Origin of the sequence: Streptomyces sp. NPDC100445 (assembly GCF_044759735.1) — a bacterium.
In the GTDB taxonomy this organism is placed as follows: domain Bacteria; phylum Actinomycetota; class Actinomycetes; order Streptomycetales; family Streptomycetaceae; genus Streptomyces.
Genome location: NZ_JBIVZV010000011.1, coordinates 119,185 through 140,145 on the forward strand (window position 1 = coordinate 119,185; position 20,961 = coordinate 140,145).

At 76.4% G+C, this 20,961-nt stretch carries 20 protein-coding genes; 2 read left to right on the forward strand and 18 right to left on the reverse strand.

Annotation, left to right across the window (positions count from 1 at the left end):
- Positions 1-92: 92 nt before the first annotated feature.
- Entirely contained in the window at positions 93-959 is an 867-nt protein-coding gene (locus ACIQVT_RS25015; RefSeq protein WP_403758108.1) for an alpha/beta fold hydrolase, read from the reverse strand.
- A 187-nt stretch (positions 960-1,146) separates the two neighbouring features.
- Here ACIQVT_RS25015 and paaK point away from each other — a divergent pair, with 187 nt between their 5' ends.
- A complete protein-coding gene (paaK, locus tag ACIQVT_RS25020) occupies positions 1,147-2,463 on the forward strand; it encodes a phenylacetate--CoA ligase PaaK (protein WP_403758111.1) in 1,317 nt (438 codons plus the stop codon).
- 30 nt (positions 2,464-2,493) lie between these two features.
- On the opposite strand, the gene ACIQVT_RS25025 is transcribed toward paaK, so the two are convergent.
- The 3 genes from ACIQVT_RS25025 to ACIQVT_RS25035 form a co-directional block, all read right to left on the reverse strand.
- Positions 2,494-4,074 (reverse strand): acyl-CoA synthetase, encoded by a 1,581-nt coding sequence (locus tag ACIQVT_RS25025; protein WP_403758114.1) that lies wholly within the window; start codon positions 4,072-4,074, stop codon positions 2,494-2,496.
- A gap of 100 nt (positions 4,075-4,174) precedes the next feature.
- Entirely contained in the window at positions 4,175-5,740 is a 1,566-nt protein-coding gene (locus ACIQVT_RS25030; protein WP_403758117.1) for a phytoene desaturase family protein, read from the reverse strand.
- A 102-nt stretch (positions 5,741-5,842) separates the two neighbouring features.
- Positions 5,843-6,217 (reverse strand): ferredoxin, encoded by a 375-nt coding sequence (locus tag ACIQVT_RS25035; RefSeq protein WP_403758120.1) that lies wholly within the window; start codon positions 6,215-6,217, stop codon positions 5,843-5,845.
- 146 nt (positions 6,218-6,363) lie between these two features.
- Between ACIQVT_RS25035 and ACIQVT_RS25040 the strand changes: the two genes are divergently transcribed.
- Positions 6,364-6,729: a DUF6479 family protein gene (locus ACIQVT_RS25040; protein WP_403758123.1), complete on the forward strand. Its 366-nt coding sequence runs from the start codon at positions 6,364-6,366 to the stop codon at positions 6,727-6,729.
- Positions 6,730-6,853: 124 nt separating this feature from the next.
- Here the strand turns inward: ACIQVT_RS25040 and ACIQVT_RS25045 are convergent, their stop codons facing one another.
- The 14 genes from ACIQVT_RS25045 to ACIQVT_RS25110 all read right to left on the reverse strand — a co-directional run bounded on the left by ACIQVT_RS25045 (position 6,854) and on the right by ACIQVT_RS25110 (position 20,953).
- Entirely contained in the window at positions 6,854-7,309 is a 456-nt protein-coding gene (locus tag ACIQVT_RS25045; protein WP_403758126.1) for an RpiB/LacA/LacB family sugar-phosphate isomerase, read from the reverse strand.
- A 64-nt stretch (positions 7,310-7,373) separates the two neighbouring features.
- Positions 7,374-8,684, reverse strand: coding sequence for an ANTAR domain-containing protein (locus ACIQVT_RS25050; protein ID WP_403758130.1), 1,311 nt, complete (start codon positions 8,682-8,684; stop codon positions 7,374-7,376).
- Positions 8,685-8,853: 169 nt separating this feature from the next.
- Positions 8,854-9,315 (reverse strand): STAS domain-containing protein, encoded by a 462-nt coding sequence (locus tag ACIQVT_RS25055; protein ID WP_403758134.1) that lies wholly within the window; start codon positions 9,313-9,315, stop codon positions 8,854-8,856.
- 126 nt (positions 9,316-9,441) lie between these two features.
- Complete coding sequence (locus ACIQVT_RS25060) at positions 9,442-10,377, reverse strand: glycosyltransferase family 2 protein (protein ID WP_403758137.1); 936 nt, start codon at positions 10,375-10,377, stop codon at positions 9,442-9,444.
- Positions 10,374-11,318: a glycosyltransferase family 2 protein gene (locus tag ACIQVT_RS25065; RefSeq protein ID WP_403758140.1), complete on the reverse strand. Its 945-nt coding sequence runs from the start codon at positions 11,316-11,318 to the stop codon at positions 10,374-10,376. The genes ACIQVT_RS25060 and ACIQVT_RS25065 overlap by 4 nt, the downstream gene beginning before the upstream one ends.
- Positions 11,308-12,312 carry a glycosyltransferase family 9 protein gene (locus ACIQVT_RS25070; protein ID WP_403758143.1) on the reverse strand — a complete coding sequence of 335 codons (1,005 nt, stop codon included), beginning with the start codon at positions 12,310-12,312 and terminating at the stop codon, positions 11,308-11,310. The genes ACIQVT_RS25065 and ACIQVT_RS25070 overlap by 11 nt, the downstream gene beginning before the upstream one ends.
- Positions 12,309-13,727: a PfkB family carbohydrate kinase gene (locus tag ACIQVT_RS25075; RefSeq protein ID WP_403758146.1), complete on the reverse strand. Its 1,419-nt coding sequence runs from the start codon at positions 13,725-13,727 to the stop codon at positions 12,309-12,311. Before ACIQVT_RS25075 ends, ACIQVT_RS25070 begins: the two co-directional genes overlap by 4 nt.
- Positions 13,724-14,491 carry an SIS domain-containing protein gene (locus tag ACIQVT_RS25080; protein WP_403758149.1) on the reverse strand — a complete coding sequence of 256 codons (768 nt, stop codon included), beginning with the start codon at positions 14,489-14,491 and terminating at the stop codon, positions 13,724-13,726. The genes ACIQVT_RS25075 and ACIQVT_RS25080 overlap by 4 nt, the downstream gene beginning before the upstream one ends.
- A complete protein-coding gene (locus tag ACIQVT_RS25085; RefSeq protein WP_403758152.1) occupies positions 14,488-15,720 on the reverse strand; it encodes a glycosyltransferase in 1,233 nt (410 codons plus the stop codon). The genes ACIQVT_RS25080 and ACIQVT_RS25085 overlap by 4 nt, the downstream gene beginning before the upstream one ends.
- Entirely contained in the window at positions 15,717-16,679 is a 963-nt protein-coding gene (locus ACIQVT_RS25090; protein WP_403758155.1) for a glycosyltransferase, read from the reverse strand. Before ACIQVT_RS25090 ends, ACIQVT_RS25085 begins: the two co-directional genes overlap by 4 nt.
- A complete protein-coding gene (locus ACIQVT_RS25095; RefSeq protein ID WP_403758158.1) occupies positions 16,676-17,686 on the reverse strand; it encodes a glycosyltransferase family 9 protein in 1,011 nt (336 codons plus the stop codon). The genes ACIQVT_RS25090 and ACIQVT_RS25095 overlap by 4 nt, the downstream gene beginning before the upstream one ends.
- The gene (locus tag ACIQVT_RS25100; RefSeq protein WP_403758161.1) at positions 17,683-18,330 is read right to left on the reverse strand and encodes an HAD-IIIA family hydrolase; all 648 of its coding nucleotides are present in this window, start codon (positions 18,328-18,330) and stop codon (positions 17,683-17,685) included. The genes ACIQVT_RS25095 and ACIQVT_RS25100 overlap by 4 nt, the downstream gene beginning before the upstream one ends.
- Positions 18,327-19,322 carry a glycosyltransferase family 2 protein gene (locus ACIQVT_RS25105; RefSeq protein ID WP_403758164.1) on the reverse strand — a complete coding sequence of 332 codons (996 nt, stop codon included), beginning with the start codon at positions 19,320-19,322 and terminating at the stop codon, positions 18,327-18,329. Before ACIQVT_RS25105 ends, ACIQVT_RS25100 begins: the two co-directional genes overlap by 4 nt.
- A complete protein-coding gene (locus tag ACIQVT_RS25110) occupies positions 19,319-20,953 on the reverse strand; it encodes a carbamoyltransferase (RefSeq protein ID WP_403758167.1) in 1,635 nt (544 codons plus the stop codon). Before ACIQVT_RS25110 ends, ACIQVT_RS25105 begins: the two co-directional genes overlap by 4 nt.
- Between the last annotated feature and the right edge of the window lie 8 nt (positions 20,954-20,961).

The window sequence follows — 20,961 nt, forward strand, 5'->3', positions numbered from 1 at the left end:
GCGACCGGCCGCTACGGCGGACAGGGCACGCGGGGAGTACTTCGGCGGGCGGGCCCCGGACTCGTCCGTCCGGCGCGCCGGGAGCCGGCCGCTCACCCGGCCGGAGGAGGCACGGCGTCCGTGGGGGCGCGGAGGAAGGCGGCGACGCGCTCCCGGAACCAGCGCGGGTCGTCGAGCCAGGGGAAGTGCCCGGCGCCGGGCTGCACGGCGACCTCCGCGGCGGGGAAGACCCGGGCGGCGCGGCGGGCGAGGTCGGGGCGCGGGCCGCCGTCGACCTCACCGGCGTGCACGAGGACCGGTGCGGTCAGCGCGGCGAGGGCGGTCCGGGTGGCGTCCGGGGTGAACGCGCCCTCGGCGAAGTAGCGTTCGCCCGCCTCGTCGTTGGTCTGTCCCGGTTCGGCGTCCGCGTGTGCCCGGGCGGTGTCGTCCCAGCGGCCGTAGAAGAACGGCAGGAACACCTCGTCGAAGTCCGCGCCGTCCGTGAGCCAGGACCGGAAGACGGGGTGTGCCCGGGCGAACCACGGCTCGTCCGCGCGCAGCCGGGCGGCGGCCAGCCGGTCCTCGGGGGTGGCGCGCATGCCGAGCGGGGACGGGTTGGGGGTGACCAGCACCAGCCGGCGTATCCGGTGCGGATGGCGGGCGGCGTAGAGCAGCGCCAGGGCTGCTCCGGCCGAGTGCGCGAGCAGATCCATGTGTTCCAGCCCCATGTGTGTCCGCCACACTTCCACGTCGTCGACCATCCGGTCGCAGCGGTACGTCGCCGGGTCGGCCGGCACGGCCGAGTCCCCGGTGCCGCGGAGGTCCAGCAGGGCCAGCCGCCGGTCCGCGGTCAGGCCGCCGAGGTCCGCGAGGTAGGCGGAGGCGCGCATGGGGCCACCGGGCAGGACGGCGAGCGGGTCGCCGGTGCCGCGCAGGTGGTAGGCGAGCCGGGTGCCGTCGGCCGCGGTGAAGGTGGGCATGCGGTGATCTTCCCGGCGCCCCGGGTCCGGACGCAACGCCTTTCGTCGGCCGGGCCGGCCGGTGCCCCGGCCGGGAAATTTCCGCAGGCCTCTTGCCTGACGTCCGGGCGGCCTGAATTACTGATCCCCGAGAGAGCGACCGAATGATCGGTCGTCCGAAATGTGAGGCTGTGAGGGAGGCGTCCCGATGGCGGATGCGGCGGACCTGCTCGACGCGGGCGAACGGCTCGGGCCCGAGGAGCTGCGGGCCCTTCAGCTGGAGCGGCTGCGCGCCTCGCTGCGGCACGCCTACGCGCACGTGCCGTTCTACCGGGAGTCGTTCGACAGGGCCGGTGTCCGCCCGGAGGACTGCCGCTCGCTCGCCGATCTGGCCCACTTCCCCTTCACCACCAAGTGCGACCTGCGGGCGAACTACCCCTTCGGCATGTTCGCGGTGCCGCGCGAGCGGATCCGCCGGCTGCACGCCTCCAGCGGCACCACGGGCCTCCCCACGGTGGTCGGCTACACCGACAACGACCTTTCCATGTGGGCGGACATGGTGGCGCGGTCCATCCGCGCGGCGGGCGGTCGGCCCGGTGACGTCGTGCATGTGGCCTACGGCTATGGGCTGTTCACCGGTGGACTGGGCGCCCACTATGGTGCAGAGCGCCTGGGCTGCACGGTCGTCCCCGCGTCCGGTGGTATGACGACCCGGCAGGTACAGCTGATCCGTGACCTGGAACCGTCGGTCGTCATGGTGACCCCGTCGTACATGCTCACCCTGCTGGACGAGTTCGAGCGCCAGGGCGTGGACCCGCGCGGCACCTCCCTGCGGGTGGGTGTCTTCGGGGCCGAGCCGTGGACCGAGCGGATGCGGCGGGAGATCGAGGAGCGGTTCGCGATCGACGCGGTCGACATCTACGGGCTGTCCGAGGTGATCGGACCCGGCGTGGCGCAGGAGTGCGTGGAGACCAAGGACGGTCTCCACGTGTGGGAGGACCACTTCTATCCGGAGATCGTCGATCCGGTGACCGGCGAGGTGCTGCCGGAGGGTGAGCGGGGCGAGCTGGTGTTCACCTCGCTGACCAAGGAGGCGATGCCGGTCGTGCGGTACCGGACGCGGGACCTGACGCGGCTGCTGCCGGGGACGGCCCGGGCGTTCCGGCGGATGGAGAAGGTCACCGGGCGCAGTGACGACATGGTGATCCTGCGCGGGGTGAACCTGTTCCCGACCCAGATCGAGGAGATCGTGCTGCGCACGCCCGGTGTGGCGCCGCACTTCCAGCTGCGTCTCACCCGGGAGGGCCGGCTGGACGCGCTCACCGTCCGGGCCGAGGCCCGCCCGGGCGCGACGCCCGAGGTGCGGGACGCGGCGGTGCGGTCGATCGCCGCGGCGGTCAGGGACGGCGTCGGGGTGTCGGTAGACGTGGAGATCGTGGAGCCGGAGTCGCTGGAGCGGTCGGTGGGGAAGATCCGCCGGATCGTGGACCTGCGGCCGCGGGAGGCGGGCCCGGTGTCGACGTGACCGGGGAGGACGGCGCGGCCCGGCGGACGGTCAGGACGGCGGCGGGATCATGACGGCGGGGTCGCCGGTGACGGGCCCGCCGCCGTCGCCGGGCCGTTCGGGGGCCGGCCGGGCGCCGAAGCGGTCGCGGAGTTCGCGTTTGAGGATCTTGCCGCTGGCGTTGCGCGGCAGCGCTTCCACGAACAGCACGCGCTTGGGCGCCTTGAACGGCGTCAGCCGCTGCTTCACGTGCGCGATGAGCTGGTCCCCGGTCACTTCGCCGCAGCGGACGACGACCGCGGTGACGGCCTCGACCCACCGCTCGTCGGGCAGGCCGATCACGGCGGCCTCGGCGACCGCGTCGTGGGTGTGCAGCGCGTCCTCGACCTGACGGGAGGCCACCAGTACGCCACCGGAGTTGATGACGTCCTTCACCCGGTCCACGACGGTGAGGTAGCCGTCGGGGTCGCGCACGGCGAGGTCCCCGGAGTGGAACCAGCCGCCGCGGAACGCCTCGGCCGTCTCCTCGGGCATGTTCCAGTAGCCCTCGCAGAGCTGCGGCGACCGGTAGACGATCTCCCCGGGCGTGCCGTCCGGCACGTCCCCGCCGTCCTCGTCCACGACACGGGCGTCGACGAACAGCACGGTCCGGCCGCAGGACTCCAGCCGGCCCTCGTGCTCGTCGGGTCCGAGGACGGTGGCCAGCGGGCCGATCTCGCTCTGCCCGAAGCAGTTGTAGAAGGCGAGTCCCGGCAGGCGCCGTCGCAGCCGCTCCAGCACGGGCACCGGCATGACGGAGGCGCCGTAGTACGCCTTGCGCAGGCCGCCGAGGTCGCGGGTGGCGAAGTCGGGCCGGCCGGCCAGGCCGATCCACACCGTGGGTGGCGCGAACAGGCTGTCGACGCGGCCGGTCTCGATCAGGTCGAACAGCCGGTCCCCGTCGGGCGCGTCCAGGATGACGTTGGTGGCGCCGACGGCGAGGTAGGGCAGCAGGAAGACGTGCAGCTGCGCGGAATGGTAGAGCGGCAGGGCGTGCGCCGGGCGGTCGCCGGCGCTGAGGTCGAGGGCCGTGATCGCGCTGAGGTACTCGTGGACCAGGGCCCGGTGGGTCATCATCGCGCCCTTGGGCAGGGCGGTCGTCCCGGAGGTGTACAGCAGCTGGACCAGGTCCTCGGTGCGGGGGCCGGGGCCGTCGTACGGCCGGGCCCGCGGGAGTCGGGCGAGCAGCGAGTCGTCGGTGTCCCGCAGGGCGAGCGTCCGCGTGTCCCGCGGGAGCCTGTCCATGAGGTCCGGGTCGGCGAGCACGAGTGCGCTGCCCGACTGGCCGAGGATGTGGGCCAGGTCGGTTCCGGTGAGGCCATGGTTGACCGGCACGTGGACCAGGCCCGCGCGGGCGCAGGCGAGGAAGGCGATCAGGTAGGCGTCGGAGTTGTGGCCGTAGGCGGCGACCCGGTCACCGGGGGCGAGGCCCTCGGCGCGCAGGAGGGAGGCCGCGCGGGAGACGGCGTCGTCGAGTTCCCGGTACGTCCAGCCGCGCTCGCCGTACTCCACCGCGGTGCGCGCCGGGGTGCGGCGGGCGCTGCGCCGCAGCACGCCGTCGACCGTGCTGTCGTGTCCCTGTCCCTGCGTCATGACAGCCGATCCTCGGGCCGCCGACCGCGCCGGTCAAGCATCCGGGGGGCGGCGTCACGGGGCCGGCGGACACTCGCGCGGCCCCGGGTCCCGCCGTCCCTCAGCGGCTCGCCTCCAGCACCGCCATCGCCGCGTTGTGCCCCGGTACGCCGCTCACCCCGCCGCCGCGCACGGCGCCCGCCCCGCACAGCAGGACCCCGGGTCGCCCGGTCTCCACGCCCCAACGGCCCGTCCCCTCCTGGGCGTAGGGCCACGACAGGGCGCGGTGGAAGATGTTGCCGCCGGGCAGCCGCAGGTCCCGTTCCAGGTCGAGCGGGGTCTTCGCCTCGATGCAGGGGCGGCCGTCGGCGTCGGTGGCCAGGCAGTCGGCGAGCGGTTCGGCGAGGTGGGTGTCGAGCTGGGCGAGGGTGGACCTCAGCAGTTCCTCGCGCACGGCGTCGTTGTCCCGGTCGAAGAGGCGGGCCGGGGTGTGCAGGCCGAACAGGGTGAGGGTCTGGTAACCGCGCTCCGCCAGACCGGGGCCAAGGATGGTGGGGTCGGTCAGGGAGTGGCAGTAGATCTCGGAGGGCGGCGTGGCGGGGAGTTCACCGGCGGCGGCCCGGGTGTGGGCGGCGGCCAGTTGGCGGTACCCCTCGGCGATGTGGAAGGTACCGGCGAATGCCTCGCGGGGGTCGACGCCGGGGTCGCGCAGGGCGGGGAGCCGGGTGAGCAGCATGTTGACCTTGAGCTGGGCGCCTTCGGCGGGTTCGGGCGCGGGGTCGCCGGTGAGCGCGGCCAGCTCCCGCGGCGAGGCGTTGACCAGGACGTGCCGGGCGGCGGCGACGCCCTCGCCGTCCCGGGTGCGGTAGGCGACCTCGGCGGTGTGTCCGTCGGAGTGGATGCGGACCGCCTCGTGGCCGGTGGCGATCTCGGCACCGGCGGCGCGGGCGGCGGCGGCCAGTGCGTCGGTGAGCGCGCCCATGCCGCCGACGGGTACGTCCCAGGCACCGGTGCCGCCGCCGATGACGTGGTAGAGGAAGCAGCGGTTCTGGGCCAGGCCGGGGTCGTGGGCGTCGGCGAAGGTGCCGATCAGGGCGTCGGTGAGAACGACACCGCGCACCAGGTCGTCGTGGAAGGTGTCCTCGACGGCGACGCCGATCGGCTCCTCGAACAGGGCCCGCCAGGCGATCTCGTCGTCGACGCGGCGGCGCAGTTCGTCGCGGGTGGGCAGGGGTTCGGTGAGGGTGGGGAAGACGCGTCGGGCGACCCGGCCGGTCATGGCGTAGAAGCGCTGCCAGGCCTCGTACTCGCGGTCGCCGCCGGTCAGCCGGGCGAAGGCTTCCCGGGTGCGCCGTTCGCCGCCGCCGACGAGGAGTCCGGTGGGCCGTCCGTCACGCTCGGTGGGGGTGTACGAGGAGATGGCGCGGGTGCGGACGCGGAAGTCGAGCCCGAGGTCGCGCACGATCTTGGGCGGGAGCAGGCTGACCAGGTAGGAGTAGCGCGACAGGCGGGCGTCGAGCCCGGCGAAGGGGCGGGTGGAGACGGCGGCGCCGCCGGTGTGGTCAAGCCGCTCGAGCAGCAGGACGGAGCGGCCGGCCCGGGCCAGATAGGCGGCGGCGACCAGGCCGTTGTGGCCACCGCCGACGATCACGGCGTCGTACGCGCGGGTTCCCTCGTTCGCGGACATGGTCCTTCGTAACACGCGCACGCGGACGGCGGAACGCGTTTCGCACACCGCGCCGATCGTGCCGGCGTCGGGCGTGCGGGGGCCGGGCGGGGCGGGGCGGTCTCAGCTGAGCATCTCCAGGAAACCCGCGCAGGCGTCGGCGCAGACCCGGCAGACGGCGGCGGCCGGGCCGGCCCCGGGGTGGGCGTCGAAGGCCTGCGCGCACTCCAGACACACCGAGCGGCACCACTCCACCCGGACGCGGAGCGCCTCCTCGTCCTGGCGGTTCTCCTCGCACAGCACCCGGCAGGTGGCGTCGCACACCTCGGCGCACATGATGCCGAGCCGCCGCACGCGCTCCTGGCGCTCGGTGCCGTCCGGTTCGACGAGGCTCGCCCGTACCGCGCAGGTCCGGGCGCACTCCGTGCACGCCTGCGCACAGGTGAAGCGGTCCTCCAGGAACCGGTAGAGCTGCTGCTGCGAGGTCGGCGGTGTCACACCGTTCGGGTAGCCGGGCGGGACGGGCGCAAACCACGTTCCGGGACCGACGCGGACGGAACCGAGGACGGCGTTCATCCCTTACTTGTCCCTACTCATGCGCCTTGTCCGGGTTGGTACCTGTCCGGGACGGGTACGTCCGTTCTATGAACACCGCATCGATGCAGTTGGCCGCGGCGAGCGGCCTGATGAGCCTCTTCCTGTTCATCGTGGCCGTGGCCCTCCTGGCGCTGCTCGGCGGCGGCTTCTGGATGACCTCCCGCGTCAAGTACCGCGAGCCGCCGCGCCCGCGTCCCGAGGAGCAGCCCAAGCTGCCGCCGGAGGGCGCGGTCCACGAGGTCCGGCAGAACCGGGAGTCCGCCGAGGTGCCGCAGTGCCCGAAGGGCGGTCGCCCGCTCACACCGTACGAGCTGACCAACATGGACTCCCAGCCGAGCGATTCGGAGGACCGCCCGCGCTGGAGCAGGGGGTCCAGCGGTTCGTTCGGCGGCGGCGGACTCGGCGCGCACTGAGACCCACGACCTGGGACCCCCTACCTGAGACCCACGACCCGAGACCCGCGCCCCGCCCACCGGAACACTCCTCCGTGAGCCGTCTCCGCCGCAGGCCCCGGCCCGCGCCGGACCGCCCGCGCCGCTAGGAATCCCTCCCGGCGGCGTCCAGGCGGCCGACGTGGGCCACGTTCTGCCGGTCCTCCGTGTCCTGGCTCGGCTCCGCGGCGAACCAGGCGTCCAGGATCTCCTTCAGCACCGGCTCCGAGGTCAGGCGCAGGCTCAGGGCGAGGACGTTGGCGTCGTTCCAGCGGCGCGCGCCGTCCGCGGTCACGGCGTCCGTGCACAGGGCCGCCCGGACCCCGGGCACCTTGTTGGCCGCGATGGAGGCGCCGGTGCCGGTCCAGCAGCAGACGACCGCCTGGTCGGCGGCGGCGTCGGCCACGTCCCGGGCGGCCGCCTCCGAGCAGACGGCCCACCGCGGGTCGGCCCCGGGCCGCAGGGCGCCGTGCTCGCGTACGTCGTGGCCACGGCGCCGGAGTTCGGCCACCAGGAGGCGGGCCACGGGTTCGTCCATGTCGGAGGAGACGGAGATCCGCATACCCCGCAGGGTAGCGCCCGCCCCGCGGGACGCGACGGCCTCCGGGCACCGGCCGGCAGACCCGTCAGGTCGGCTGCGGGGTCGCGCGGGGCCGCGGGCGCGGGCGCGGGTGCCGGACGGCCGGCGCGGCGCCGGTGAGCGCCGTGTGCAGGTGTTCCAGCGCGTCCAGGAGCACCGTGCGGTGGTACCAGCTGAGCCAGTCCGAGGCGTCGGCGGCCAGCAGGGCGAGGTCCTCGGTCCGGGCGGCGGACAGCCGGTGCCCGGCCTCCGGCCAGTGCACGGTGATCACTCCGGTGCACGGGCCGGCGGGAGACACCACCGGGACGGTGTGCAGGGCCCGGACGCCGGAGGTCAGCAGAGCGCGCCGGAAGTCGTCGGGGAGCAGGGGCTCGGTGGCGACGTCGGGCACGCCGACGGCTCGGCCCGCCCTCCGGACGGCCGTGTCGGTGTCGACGTCGGCGCCGCCGCCGCGCACCAGGTGGTCCAGGAACGTCTCCGCACAGCCGTGGTGGGCCTCCAGGGTCAGCGCGTTGACGGCCGGGTCCACGCACCGCACGTACCCGGCGGGCGCCCGTCCGACGGTCAGCGCCGCGCGCAGTACGGCGTCGATCATCCGCCGGCGGTAGCGCGGATCGCGTCCGCCGCGGGCCAGGATCCGCGGCTGCGGGGCGGGCAGCGGGCGACGGCCGGGGAACCACACCTCGCCGTCCGGGGGCCGGGCCACCATCACCGCGGAGGCCAGGACGCGCAGCGGCACGTTGAACCGCTGGGAGGCCTCCCGCAGCACCCGGAAGGCGCTACCGGGGTCCGGCAGGCCGTAGCGGACCATGAGGGCGCCCTGTGCCATGCCGATCACGGGCGCGGTGCGCACCCGGGCCCGGAGCGCGCGGACCTCCTGGTGCAGATCCTCGTAGGAGGGCCGCAGTGGGTCCGTGAGCTGTGAACGCCAGGCGGGCAGCTCGTCCGTCCCGGGGACGGCGCGGGCCAGTTCGCGCAGGGCCTCGTCGAGGGTGGCGTACAGCCGGACGCCGTCCAGCCGGGCCAGGTGCACGGCTTCGCGCACGCCGGGCCGGGCGCGGACCACGATCAGCTCCGGGCGCCCGGTGCGGGTGCGGGCCGTCTCGCTGAGCGTGCGCAGCACGGCGGCGCCGCCGAGCTGGACGTGGGCCATGTCGAGGACGGGGCGCAGCCCGGCGCGGTCCGCCCGTTCCAGGTGGCCGCGCAACGCGTCCGACCAGGCCTGGACCGCGTCGGCGTCCAGCGTGCCGGACATGCGCAGCACCAGGGCGCCCTCGCCGGGCGGCTCCTCCACTGTGCAGGAGTCGATCACGAAGGGGGCCGGGACGGTGGCCGGCCGGACGGAAGAGGGTTTCATGGCATCCCCCAGAAAGGACGTCACTCGGGGTCGATCGGCCTCTTCCTGACCGTTGCACCACCTTGCACGGCGGGCCCCCGGCCCACAACCGCACCGCCTGCGCCCGGGGGACGCGCACCGGCCCGCGCGCCCGTGCCGGGCGGGTCCGGGGGTCCGCGTACGGGTCGGGCTACCGCTCCGGCAGGGGCCGCGCCGGTTGCGGGGCGCGCAGGGTGTCCAGGGCGGCGGCCAGCGTGGCGTGCACGCGGACGCCGGGCAGGGCGGCGCTGGTCAGGGCCTGGCGCACGTGCGGGCGGGGCTGTACGACGGCCAGCGCGCGCCCGGCGCGGGCGAGGGGCGCGGTGGCCCGGTCCAGGGAGCGCATGGCGGCGGCGCAGGCGAAGTACACCTCGGTGAGGTCCAGCAGGGGGTGTTCCCCGCACTGGCCGGCCTGGCCGACGTGGTCGGTGAGGGCCTCGGCGAACTGCCGGGCGTTGGAGTCGTCCACCGTGCCCCGGGCCTTGAGGACGCTGATGGCGCCGGGCCCGGCGCGGTACTCGTGGACGGTCTGGAGGAGCAGCGGCGCGGGGCCGCCGGGGCGGACGCGGGCCGGGGACGGCTGTCCGCTGTCCGTGGGTGATCGGGTTTCCATGGGGACCGGGCTTCCTGGGCGGGGCGGACGGATCGGCCGGCCGCGTCCTGACCGGGGGCTTCACTGTGCCCGCGCCCGTCGGCGGGCGCAACGACGTCACCCTGGCGTGTCGTGCCGTCACCCGTCTCAGCCGACGTACCGCCGGGCGGGTGAGTCCTTGCGCGCCCGTTCCAGTGCGGCCAACCGGTCCTCCAGGTCGGGCGGTACGGGGTCGCGGTGGCGCAGCACCCACGGCAGCCCCGCGGCGGCGTGCGCGAACGCGCGGACGGAGGGAACGTCCCGGGGCACGGTGCGCGCGAGGTGCCCGGTGCGGCGCAGTGCCGGCAGCAGGGGGCGGCGCAGCCAGGTGAACCACAGCGTGTTGCGCAGCCCGACGACGCGCCGGGCGGTGCTGTCGCGCAGCACGGAGGCGTGGTGGTGGACGGTGAGGTCCTCGGCGTAGGCCAGCCACCAGCCCTGGCGCAGCAGATCGCAGGCGAGGAGTTCCTCCTCGCCGCCGAGCCACAGCCCGGGGTGGAAGCCGCCGCCCGCGCGGAAGGCCTCGGTGCGCAGCACGGTGGCGGCGGCGAGGAAGGAGCCGAGGGCGGGGCCGGGCAGCCAGTCGGGGCCGGACAGCGGGGACTCGCGCAGTTCGCGGACGACCGGGTCCTCGGTGCCGGCGGGTTCGACGACGATCCGGGCGGTGACGGCCGCGAGTCGGGGCCGGGTGTCCAGCAGGTCGGCGGCGCGGGCGAGGCTGCCCGGTTCCCACCAGGTGTCGTCGTCGCAGAAGGCGACGTAGGGCGTGCGCACCCGCTGCACGGCCAGGTTGCGGCCGATGGCGCCGAGGTTGCGGCCGGGGCGCAGCAGGGTCATGTCGGGGAAGTCGCGGGCGACGGCGGCGGCGGTGCCGTCGGTGGAGCCGTTGTCGGTGACGATCACCGGTGGGCGCTCGGGCAGCCGGCGCAGCAGGTCCAGGGTGCGCAGGAGTTCGTCGCGGCGGTTGTGGGTGATCAGGACGACGGTCGTGCGGTCGTCGGGGAGGGTACGGGCGGGGGCGGCGGGCGCGGTGGTGCCGGTCATCGCGGGGCGCCTTTCCTGGGGCCGCCGGCCGGCTGCCGGTCGAGGAGGCGGGCGGCGCGTTCGACGTGCGGGGGCAGGGTCCGGCGGCGGGCGAGGGTCGCCGGGAACCGGGTGAGGGTCTCCTTCAGGGCGTCGCGCGCGCCGGGGCGGCCGGCCGCCGCGGCCAGCGCCAGGTCGGTGACGGCGCGCAGGGCGACGGGCCAGGGGCGGCGCAGACAGGTGGTGAGCACGTGGTTGCGCCGTACGAGGGAGGAGCGGCCGGTGCGGCCGTGGTCCTCGGGGTGGTGGCGGGCGACGAGGGAGGGTTGGTAGGTGACGCCCCAGCCGGCGGTGGCGAGGTCGTAGGCGAGGAGGGTCTCCTCGCCGCCGAAGAAGAGCAGCGGGTGGTAGCCGCCGACGCCGAGGAAGGCCTCCCGGCGGACCACGCAGGCGCAGCCGAGGAAGCCGAGGACCGGGCGGCCGGGCAGGTCCGGTTCGGGCGGCAGGGGCGAGGCGGCGAGTACGTCGTTGAGGGGGTCCTCGGCGGCCTGCGGGCCGACGAGGGTGCGGGCGGCGAGCAGGCCGAGCCGGGGGTGCCGGTCCAGGAGGTCGGCGGCCCGGGCGAGGCTGCCCGGTTCCCACCAGGAGTCGTCGTCGGCGAAGGCGACGTAGGGGGTGCGGGCGTGCCGGGCGGCCAGGTTGCGGCCGAGGGCGCCGGTGTTGGCGGTGGGCCGCAGCAGGCGGGTGAGGGCCGGGTGGCCGGAGACGGCCCGGGAGGTGGTGTCGTCGCGGGAGTTGTCCACGACGACGACCGGGGGCCGCTCGGGGAGCGCGGCGAGGGCGTCCAGGGTGCGCAGCAGGCTGGCGCTGCGGTCCCGGGTGATGACGGCCACGGTGACGCGCGGATCGCCCCCGGCGGGTGTCCCGGGGGCGGTCCGCCCGGCCGTCCGTTCAGTGGACATGTGCCACCTCCGCGTGCTGCCGGTGCCGGCCGCGGACGTCCCGCAGCAGCGTCAGACAGGCCGCGGCGACCTCGCCGGTGGGGATGCGCAGCAGGCGGGCGTCGGGGGTGCGGCCGTGCGGGTCGCCGGGCGGCCCGGGTTTCCACAGGGCCACGTGGTCGGGGTGGGACGGCGGGCCCCACAGGCGCGGGGAGAGCGGCCCGAACAGGGTGACCGAGCGGGTGCCGTGGGCGACCGCGAGGTGGGCGAGGCCGGTGTCGCCGCTGAGCACCAGGGAGGCCTCGGCGACCAGTGCGGACAGCCGGGCGAACGGCAGGCCGCCGGTCAGCACGTCGGCGGCGCGCTGGCCGCCGCGTTCGGCGACCGAGCGGACCAGGGCGTCCTCGCCGGGGCCGCCGGTGAGGACCACGTGGTGGCCGGCCGCCCGCAGACACCGTACGACCGCGGCGAACCGCTCCCCCGGCCAGCGGCGCGAGCCCGAGGCGGCGCCCGGGTGCACGACGACGGCGCCCGGGGCCGGGGACGGCGTGGTGGGCCGGGGCAGCCGCAGGTCGAGGGGGTCGGCCGGGATGCCGTAACCGTGCAGGAAGGCGCACCAGCGGTCGCGTTCGTTGAGCTGTGCCCGCCACGGCGGCCCGTCGGGGCAGGCGTGGGCGAGGAGCCGGCGCGGGCGCAGGGCGGCCAGGGCGTCGCGGCTCTCGGGGCCGTTGCCGTGCAGGTCGACGGCCACGTCGGGGGGTGGGTCCGGCCAGTGGGTGAGGGCCGGGACCGCCCGGTCCGGTGCCTCGGCCGGGAGGACGGCGTCGACCGCGCCGGTGGCCAGGGCGAGTTCGGTCAGGCCGGGCGGTTGGGCGAGGACGAGGCGGTGCCCGGGGAAGGCCCGGCGCAGCCCGCGCAGCGCGGGCACGCCGGCCAGTAGGTCGCCGAGGCCCAGCGCGCGCAGGACCAGGACGCTCGGCGCGCCGGGGGCGCGGGAGGGGGTGGCGGGGGTCACCGCGGGTGGTCCGGGGCGGGGGTGCGGGCGGCGCGGCGGGCCAGGCCGGTGGTGGAGCGGCCGTCGAGGTAGGGCAGGAGCAGGACCTGGCCGCCCCAGCTCTCGACGAGGGGCTGTTCGGGCAGATCGGTGCGGGCGTAGTCGCCGCCCTTGGCCCAGATGTGCGGGCGGAGTTCGCCGAGGATGCGTTCGGGGGTGTCCTCGTCGAAGACGGCGACCGCGTCGACGCACTCCAGGGCGCGCAGCACCCGCACCCGGTCGGCGGCCGGGACGAGGGGCCGACCGCTGCCCTTGCGGCGGCGTACCGAGTCGTCGGAGTTGACGCAGACGATCAGGCAGTCCCCGGCGCGGCGGGCGGCCTGGAGCAGGGCGACGTGTCCGGCGTGCAGCAGGTCGAAGCAGCCGCCCGCGGCGACGACGGTGCCGCGGGCGGCCCGGACCCGGGCGGCGGTGCGCACGGCGTCGGCGGTCGTGTCGCCGTCGGCCGGGGTCTCGGGGACCGGTTCGTCCCCGTCGGGGCCGGTGACCGCGCGGGCGCCGCCCTCGGCGACGTAGCGGGTGGCGGCGTGCACGGCGGCCTGGACGGCGGCCTCGGTGAGGGCGCCGTCGGCGAGCAGGCCGGCGGCGGCGGAGGCGAACCGGTCGCCGGCGCCGCAGGGGTCGCCGGAGGCGGCGGCCGGGGTCGGGACGAGCAGCGGGGTCTCGCCGTGGGAGAGGAGGGCGCCGCGGGCGCCGAGGGTGACGGCGACGGCCTGGGCCCGCCAGGCGGCGACCAGGGTGCGGGCGTCGCGGGCGGCGGTGCGCAGTCCGGGCGCGTCGGAGGTGTCCCCGGCGTCGGCGAGCCGCCGGGCGAAGGCGCGGGCCTCCTGCGCGGAGGGGGTGACCAGGCGGACGCCGGGCACGGGGGGCCGGCCGCGCACGTGGGGGTCCCAGACGACGGGTGCCGTGGTGTGCGTGAGCGCCTCCCGCAGGACGTCTGCGGTGCCGCGGCCGTAGTCGGCGACGAGGACGCCGGCGGCCGCCGCGACCGTGGACACCGCCTCCCGGGTCGCCTCGCGGGCGTGTCCCTCGCCGTCGTCGAGGCGCAGCAGCGGCCGGTCACCGGCGAGGACCCGGGTCTTGCTGCTGAGGGTGCCCTCCAGCGGTACCTCCACCAGGTCGACCCGGCCGGCGAGCAGTTCACGCAGGGTGTCGCTGGCGGGGTCCGTGCCGAGGGCGGTGACCAGGGTGACGGGGCGGCCGTCGCCCGCGGCGAGGCAGGCGGCGAGGGCGGCCCCGCCGGGGCGGGAGCTGCGCCGGGTGCCGTGGACGACGGGCACGGGGGCGTCCGGGGCCAGGCGTTCGGCCCGGCCGCACAGGTCGTGGTCGAGGAGGGCGTCGCCGACCACGACCAGGGGGGTGCGGGAGGTGTTCACGCGGGTCCCTCCGTGGGGGTGACGGGCGTGCCGGACGCGGCACGGCCGACGGTGCGGGCGCGGCCCACGAGGCGGCCGACGACGCCCGGTCTGCCGTCGGCTCCGGGCTTTCCGTCGACGCCGTCGCCGTCGCCGTCGCCGTCGGCGTCGGCGCGGTGGTCGGCCTCGCCGCGTTCGACGGCCCGGTCGAAGGCCTCGCACAGCATGTGCACGGCGACCAGGTGCAGTTCCTGGACGGTGGCGGCGACGGGCGCGTCGACGCACAGGGCCTCGTCGGCGCCGACGTGCAGCGGGTTGGGGGCGCGTCCGGTCAGCGCCCACACGGTCATGCCCATGCGGTGGGCGCGCTCGGCGGCGGCCAGCAGGTTGGCGCTGGCGCCGCTGGTGGACAGCAGGAGCAGGACGTCGCCGGGGCGGCCGTGGGCGGCGGTCTGGCGGGCGAACACCTCCTGGACGCCGTAGTCGTTGGCGATGGCGGTGGTGGAGGAGGTGTCGGCGTGCAGGGCGACCGCGGAGAACGGCGGCCGGTCGTCGCGGTAGCGGCCCACGAGTTCGGCGGTGAGGTGCTGGGCCTGCGCGGCGCTGCCGCCGTTGCCCGCGACGAGCAGCCGGGCGCCGGAGCCCAGCCGGCGGGCCAGGTCGGCGCCCCAGCGTTCGAGGAGCGGACCGCGGTCGCGGAACGTCTCCAGGGCCTTCATCAGGTCGTCGCAGTGGGTGGTGTCGGTGACGGCGGTCCCGTGGGTGGTGCCGGTGGCGGTCTTCATCGGACGACTCCCGAGAGCGAGCGGACGGAGGAGACGGCGCCGTACACCCCGGCCACGCCGTCGGCGACCCGGTCCCAGGTGTAGTGGCCTAGGACCCGTTCGCGGCCGGCGGCCCCGTACCGGGCGAGCCGGTCGGGGTCGGCGAGGAGGGTGCGGACGACCGCGCCGAGGTCGTGGTCGTCGTCGGCCGGGACGAGGACGCCGGTGGTGCCGTCCACGACGGTGTCGAGCTGGCCGCCGACGGCGGTGGCGACGACCGGCGTGGCGCAGGCCATGGCCTCCAGCGGGACGATGCCGAACGGCTCGTACCGGGGCAGCGAGAGCACCAGGTCGGCGCTGGACATCAGGCGGGGCATGCGGGCCCGGCTGACCCCGCCGAGCAGGGTGACCCGGTCGGCGACGCCGTGTTCGGCGGCTGCCGCGTAGAGGCGGGCCGCCTCGGGTTCGGTGCCGAGCAAGTCGGCCTCCGGGCCGCCGGCGATGAGGAGTTCGGCGTCGGGGACGCCGGCGAGGGCGCGGACGGCGCGGTCGTAGCCCTTGCGGGGGACGAGCCGGCCGACGGCCAGCAGCCGCCGGCGGGCGGCGGCCCGGCGGGGGCGGCCGACCGGCGCGAACTGGTCGGGGTCCACTCCGCAGGGCACGACGCTGATCCGGTCCTCGGGCAGCCCCATCGCCTTCAGTTCCGCGACCTCGTCACTGCACGTGGCGATGATCCGGGTGCACTCGTGGCCGATGGCCTCCTCGATGGCGAGGCGCTGCGGCGGGCTGGTGTCGGCGGTGCCCTGGTAGCGCCGCTTGACCGTGCCGAGCGCGTGGTAGGTCTGCACGACGGGGATGCCGCGGCCGCGGGCGCCGGCCAGGGCGGCGAGCCCCGACATCCAGAAGTGGGCGTGGACCACGTCGGGCGGGCTCTGTGCCCACTGGCGGGCCAGGAAATCCCCGAACTCGGCCATGTGCGGCAGGAGTTCGTCCTTCGGGACGGGGGTGGGCGGTCCGGCGGGCACGTGCACGACCTGGACGCCGTCGATGAGGGTCACCCGGTCGGGCAGGCCCGCGGAGTCCCGCCGGGTGTACACCGTGACCCGGTATCCCTTCCTGGCGAGCTGCCGGGCGACCTGCGCCACGTACACGTTCTGGCCGCCCGCGTCCGGTCCGCCGAGCGCGGCCAGCGGGCTGGCGTGCTCGGAGACCATGGCGACGCGCCCGGCCGTGTGCGGAATGCGGCTCATCGGGTGACCTCCTTGATCAGGCGCTCCCAGTCCTCCAGGAAGCGCCGCTCCCCGTAGCGGGCCTGTGCCGCCGCCCGGGCCGCCGCGCCGGTGCGGCGGGCCAGCTCGGGGTCGGCGAGGAAGGCCCGTACGGCGTCCTCCAGTACGTCGAGGCGGTTCGAGACCACTCCGGCGCCGTCGGGTACGGCTTCGCGGATCTCCGTGGTGTCCAGGGCGACCACGGGCATGCCGAGGAACATGGCCTCCAGCAGGGACAGGCCGAGCGAGGTCCAGCGCACGGGGTGCAGGTAGAGGCGGCAGCGGGCCATCGCGCGGTGCAGTTCGTGCTGGGGCAGGTCCCGGGTGCGGCAGCGCGCCGGCGGCAGGCCGAGGTGTTCGGCGAGTCCGTCGGTGCGCATGCCGAAGACGTCCAGCGGCGCGGAGCGGGCGAACCGGGCCAGCAGGTCGGTGCCGGTGGTACGGCCCCGGCGGACGGGTTCGTTGACCACGACGGCCGCGCGCCGCTCGGTGCCGGTCCACAGCGGGCCGGGGTCGATGATGCCGTGTTCGACGACCTCGGTCGGGGCCCGGCCGTTGTCCCACATCAGCCGGTTGAAGTGGGTGACGTGCACGACGGGGACGCGGGACTGTCCGGCCAGCGGGTGGAGCTGGCGTTCGGGCGAGGCGTCGGGGCTGTTGTGCTCGACGTACACGGCGGGCACGTCGACGCCGGGGGTGCGGCCGGTCCAGCGCGCGGCCAGCTCGATCTCGTGGGGGCGCTGGAGGACCATCAGGTCGATGTCGTCGCCCCGCAGTTCGCCGGGGGCGCGTTCCCGCACGGTGGCGGGCCAGTCCCAGGTGACGGCCCGGCCGAGCCCGTCGGGGCCGCGGTCCCCGGTGACCGGGACCAGGTAGGTGTGCGGACCCTGCACGAAGGCGGTGAGCCAGGATCCGTGCACGTGCCAGACGAGGATGTTCATGAGTGCCGCTCCTGGATGAGCTTGTGCACCGCGCGCACCACGTCCTGCCCGGTGACCTCGTCCAGGCAGGGGTGGCCGGGCACGGGGCAGGTGAGGGCCCGGGTGTCCGCGCAGGGCGCCGACTGGTCGCCGAGCAGGATGACGGGGACGCCGTACGGCGCCCAGCGCCCGGCCGGTACGACGGGTGCGAACAGGGAGACGACGGGGGTGCCGACGGCGGCGGCGAGGTGGGCGGGGCCGGTGTTGGCGCTGATCACGGCGTCGGCCGCGCGCAGTACCCCGGCGAGGGTGCGGGGGGAGGTCCGGCCGCCGAGGTCCACGGCGAGGTCGCCGCTCACCTGCCGGGTCAGGGCCGTCTCGCCGGGGCCGCCGGTGACGACGACGCGGTGCCCGGCGTCGGTGAGCAGGGCGACGGCCTCCGCGCAGCGGTGGGGGCTCCAGGCGCGGGCGGGGGCGCTGGCGCCGGGGTGCAGGACGACGTAGGGGCCGTGGCCGGTGAGGTCGCCGGTGTCCGGGGGCGGCAGCACGCGCAGCCGGCCGTCGTCCCCGCCCGGGAGCGGGAAGCCCAGGGCTGCGGCCGTCTCCAGGGCCGCCTCGGCCTCGTGCCGGCCGCTCTGGCGCCGGTGGCGTACGTCGAGCAGCCGGCCGGGGTGGTCGACGCTGTCGGCGCCGATCCGGCCGACGCCCGCGAGGCGCAGCAGCAGGGCGGTGGGCAGCGGGCTCTGGTGGAAGGAGGTGAGGACCAGCGCGGTGTCGTAGGCCCCGGCGCGCAGCCGGCCCAGCAGGGCGTCGACGTCCGCCGGGACGACCGGGGGCGGGTCGAAGCCCTCCCAGGGCGCCGCCCATTCCAGCACCTCGTCGACGCCGGGCAGCAGCCGGGCGGCGTCCGCGCCGCGCGGGCCGCAGACCATCGTGACGTGGGAGGCGTGGGCGGCGACGGCGCGCACGGCGGGGCCGGCGAGCAGGACGTCGCCGAAGCTGTCGAGGCGGACGACGAGGGCCCTCACCGTGACCGCCTCCCCGCGGGTGCCGGGGTGCCGTGCCCGGGGGGTCGCACGCCGGGGGGCCGCGCGCCGGGGCGGCCGTCGGCCGCGTCCCGCACGGGGGTCCGTCCCCCGGCGAGGAGGCCGGCCTCCGCCAGCGCGGCGCGGACGGCGGTGAGCACGTCGGGGGCGCTGTCCATGGCGAACCGGGCGACCTCGGCCGGCGCGGTGGCCGCGTTCGGTACGAGCACGCCCCGGGCGCCGGCCGCGCGGGCGGCCAGCACGTCCGCGGCGATGTCGCCGATCACCAGGCATCCGGCGGGCTCGACGCCCAGCCGGGCGGCGGCGGTGCGGATCAGGCCGGGCCGGGGCTTGCGGCAGGCGCAGCCCGCGTCGGGGGCGTGCGGGCAGAACACCCAGGTGTCCACCCCGCCCAGCAGTTCGTCGGCGCGCTCGTCGACGCGGAGGACCTGGTCGACGGTGAGCAGGCCGCGGCCGATGCCGGACTGGTTGCTGACGACCCCGGTGGGCAGCCCGGCGGACCGCGCCAGCGCGACGGCCGCGGCGGCGCCGGGCAGCAGCCGGACCCGGCCGGGGTCGCCGTTGTAGGGCACGTCCCGCACGAGGGTGCCGTCGCGGTCGAAGAGGACGGCGGTCAGCCTGTTCACTCGGCGCCTCCGAGGGGTTCGGCGTGCCGGTGGCGGACGACGCCGCGCACCCAGTGCCGGACGGCGAGCGGCGGGATGAGCACGCTGGTGCCGAGCATCCCGGCGATCTCGCGGGCGGTGCGCGGGCCGGGCAGGATGCGGGCGAGGGCGAACTCGGTGGTGCCCAGCGTCCACAGCGCGGCCCAGGCGGTCGCGGCCCGGCGCCGCCCGGTGAGGGCGCAGGAGGCGGCGGCGAGCGCGGTCGCGGTGACCGCGAGGTGGCGGGGCAGCCGGCCGCGGGGCGCCTGCGCGCGGTCCCACCAGTCGCGGCCGTGCAGCCGGTTCATCAGGGCGTCGTCGGCGTTGCCGCGCTGCGCGGGCAGTGACGCCCACCAGTGGGCCGGGCGGACCGGGTGCCGGGTGACCCGGGCGCCCCGGACGAGGGACCAGCCGCCCCGGCGCACGCGCAGGGCGAGGTCGGCGTCCTCGCGGAAGGCCCGCGGGAAGCGCTCGTCGAAGCCGCCGGTCCGTTTGAGGGCCTCGGTGCGGTAGGCCATGTCGGCCGTGGCCCAGGCGGCGTTCTCCAGGCCCTTGGTGGTGCGTTCCCAGTCGGTGGGCCGCCGGTCCGGGGGCAGGGGGACGCGCAGCCGCCCCTGGATGCCGCCGACGTCGGGTCCGGCCTCGCGCAGGTCCTCGGCGAGCCGCCGGGACCAGTCGGGCAGCACCTGGACGTCGTCGTCCAGGAAGACCGTCCAGGGCGTGCGGACGGTCTGCCAGCCGGCGTTGCGGGCGGCGGCCGGGCCCCGGCCGCCGGTGCGCAGGGTGCGCACGCGGTCGAGGAGCTGCCCGGCCGTCTCCAGCGGCAGGCCGCCGTCGGGGGCGGGCCGGTCGTCCACGACGACCACCTCGTGCGGCGGGTGGTCCGCGGCGGCGGCGAGCGCGCGCAGGCACTCGGCGAGGCAGGGCCGGCCGATCGTGGGGACGACGACGGTGTAGGCGGGTGCGTCGGTCATGCGAACGCCCTTCCGCGGCGGACCGCGAACGGCCCGAGCACCAGCAGGTCCACGGGGGCCGAGCCGAAGCACTCCAGCGCGTCCCTGGGGTCGTCGACCATGGGCCGGCCGGCGGTGTTCAGGCTGGTGTTGACCACCACCGGCAGCCCGGTGCGCCGTTCGAAGCCCTCGATCATGCGGGCCACCAGCGGTTCCTGGGCGCGGTCGACGGTCTGGATGCGGGCGGTGCCGTCGACGTGGACCACGGCCGGGATGCGGGCCCGCCACTCGGGCGCCACGTCGTGCACGAACAGCATGTGCGGGCTGGGCAGCGGCCCGTCGAATATCTCGGCGGCGCGCTCGGCGAGGACCATGGGCGCGACCGGCCGGAACTCCTCGCGTCCCTTGACGGCGTTGAGCCGTTCCAGGTTCGCGGCCCGGCCGGGGTGGGCGAGCAGGGAGCGGTGCCCGAGCGCGCGCGGCCCGTACTCGCTGCGGCCCTGGAACCAGGCCACGATCCCGTCGGCGGCCAGCGTCTCGGCGGCCGTCTCGGCGATGTCGGCGGGTTCCTCGTACGGTACGGCGGCTCGTTCGAGCCAGTCCCGCAGCTCCGCGTCGCTCCAGCCCCGGCCGAGCGCGGCGGTCGGCATCGGCTCCAGGGCGTCCTTCTGTCCGGCGACGTGCGCCGCCGCGCCCAGGGCGGTGCCCGCGTCGCCGGCGGCCGGCTGCACCCACAGGTGCGAGAAGCCGCTCTCGCGCCACAGCCGGGTGTTGGCCACGCAGTTGAGGGCGACGCCGCCGGCCAGGGTGAGCACGTCCTCACCGGTGCGTTCGCGCAGCCACCGGGCGAGGGCCAGCATGGCCTCCTCCAGGCACAGCTGGGCGCTGGCGGCGAGGTCGGCGTGGTCCTGGTCCCAGGCGCCGCCGGCGGGGCGCGCCGGGACGAACTCGGCCCAGGGCACCGGGCGGGCCCGGAAGCGGCCCTCCTCCTCGGCGTGGACGTACTCGCGCAGCCGGCCGGCGAAGCGCGGGGTGCCGTGGGAGGCGAGGGCCATGACCTTGAACTCGTCGCTGCTGCGCAGGAATCCGAGGTGCTGGGTGAGGTCCTCGTAGAACAGGCCGAGGGAGTCGGGCAGTTCCTGGGTGCCGAGGACGGTCAGCTCGCGGCCGGTGTAGCGGCCGGCCAGGTGGGAGCCGCACTCGCCGCGGCCGTCCAGGACGAGGACGGCGCAGTCCGGGTAGGGCGAGACGGCCCCGGCGGAGGCGGCGTGGGCCACGTGGTGCGGGACGAACCTGACCTTGTTCGGGTCGAGTCCGGGCAGGGCCTCGGCGAGGAAGCCGGGGGCCTGGCGGGCGTACTCCTGGCGCAGGTGGTCCCACGGATCGCGCAGTCCCAGCCGTTCGGCGGGGCGGGCGAGCGCGGGGTCGTAGGAGTAGGCGACGGCGTCCAGGTCGGCCGGGGTGAGGCCGGCCTGTGCCAGGCACCAGCGGGCCGACCGCTCGGGCAGCTCCCAGGCGGAGAAGGGCAGGGGCCGCTTGCCGTGCTTGCGGCGGGAGAACCGTTCCTCCTCCGCTGCCGCCACGACCTTGCCGTCGGTGATCAGGGCCGCGGCGGGGTCGTGGAAGAGTGCGTTGATTCCGAGGACGTGCATGCGCTGTC

Bases quoted from the DNA above. Each gene is read 5' to 3' on its own strand.
- ACIQVT_RS25015 (WP_403758108.1), bottom strand. From the start codon at position 959: ATGCCCACCTTCACCGCGGCCGACGGCACCCGGCTCGCCTACCACCTG.
- paaK (WP_403758111.1), top strand. From the start codon at position 1,147: ATGGCGGATGCGGCGGACCTGCTCGACGCGGGCGAACGGCTCGGGCCC.
- ACIQVT_RS25025 (WP_403758114.1), bottom strand. From the start codon at position 4,074: ATGACGCAGGGACAGGGACACGACAGCACGGTCGACGGCGTGCTGCGG.
- ACIQVT_RS25030 (WP_403758117.1), bottom strand. From the start codon at position 5,740: ATGTCCGCGAACGAGGGAACCCGCGCGTACGACGCCGTGATCGTCGGC.
- ACIQVT_RS25040 (WP_403758123.1), top strand. From the start codon at position 6,364: ATGAACACCGCATCGATGCAGTTGGCCGCGGCGAGCGGCCTGATGAGC.
- ACIQVT_RS25045 (WP_403758126.1), bottom strand. From the start codon at position 7,309: ATGCGGATCTCCGTCTCCTCCGACATGGACGAACCCGTGGCCCGCCTC.
- ACIQVT_RS25050 (WP_403758130.1), bottom strand. From the start codon at position 8,684: ATGAAACCCTCTTCCGTCCGGCCGGCCACCGTCCCGGCCCCCTTCGTG.
- ACIQVT_RS25055 (WP_403758134.1), bottom strand. From the start codon at position 9,315: ATGGAAACCCGATCACCCACGGACAGCGGACAGCCGTCCCCGGCCCGC.
- ACIQVT_RS25060 (WP_403758137.1), bottom strand. From the start codon at position 10,377: ATGACCGGCACCACCGCGCCCGCCGCCCCCGCCCGTACCCTCCCCGAC.
- ACIQVT_RS25065 (WP_403758140.1), bottom strand. From the start codon at position 11,318: ATGTCCACTGAACGGACGGCCGGGCGGACCGCCCCCGGGACACCCGCC.
- ACIQVT_RS25080 (WP_403758149.1), bottom strand. From the start codon at position 14,491: ATGAAGACCGCCACCGGCACCACCCACGGGACCGCCGTCACCGACACC.
- ACIQVT_RS25085 (WP_403758152.1), bottom strand. From the start codon at position 15,720: ATGAGCCGCATTCCGCACACGGCCGGGCGCGTCGCCATGGTCTCCGAG.
- ACIQVT_RS25090 (WP_403758155.1), bottom strand. From the start codon at position 16,679: ATGAACATCCTCGTCTGGCACGTGCACGGATCCTGGCTCACCGCCTTC.
- ACIQVT_RS25105 (WP_403758164.1), bottom strand. From the start codon at position 19,322: ATGACCGACGCACCCGCCTACACCGTCGTCGTCCCCACGATCGGCCGG.
- ACIQVT_RS25110 (WP_403758167.1), bottom strand. From the start codon at position 20,953: ATGCACGTCCTCGGAATCAACGCACTCTTCCACGACCCCGCCGCGGCC.